Below are 473 nucleotides of genomic sequence, written 5' to 3' on the forward strand. Positions count from 1 at the left end.
CGCCGGTGCCGGCCGTGGGCCGGGCGTGGCCGATGGGGGTACGTCCGCCGGTGCTGCGGGGCTGGGAGCCGCCGGCGACGGTCTACGGCCCCGGTCACCGGGGCGTGGACCTCGGCGCGCCACCGGGCGCTCCCGTACGGGCGGTGGCGGCGGGACGGGTGTTCTTCGCGGGTCCGGTGGCCGGCAGAGGCGTGGTGTCGATCGAGCTGACGGGCACGGGGGACCCACCGCTGCGGACGACGTACGAGCCGGTGGCCGCGTCGGTACGGAAGGGCGACGAGGTGGCCGCGGGCGCGCTCATCGGCACGGTGGAGGCGACGACGGGGTCGCACTGCGGGGGGAGGTGCGTGCACTGGGGCCTGCTGCGCGCCACGACCTACCTGAACCCTCTGCTGCTGCTCCCCCCGTGGCTGCTGAACGGCCCGACGAGACTGCTGCCGGTTCTCGGGGTGCCGTTGCCGCCGCCCCAGCCG

1 protein-coding gene is annotated in these 473 nt (G+C 77.0%); it reads left to right on the plus strand.

Annotated elements, in window-relative coordinates; all coding sequences use genetic code 11:
• Positions 1 to 32 precede the first annotated feature (32 nt).
• Positions 33 to 473: M23 family metallopeptidase (locus C1I97_RS38735; protein WP_258382959.1), on the plus strand; the 441-nt coding region annotated here is incomplete at its 3' end.

Source organism: Streptomyces sp. NTH33 (assembly GCF_003236365.1).
Lineage (GTDB): Bacteria > Actinomycetota > Actinomycetes > Streptomycetales > Streptomycetaceae > Streptomyces.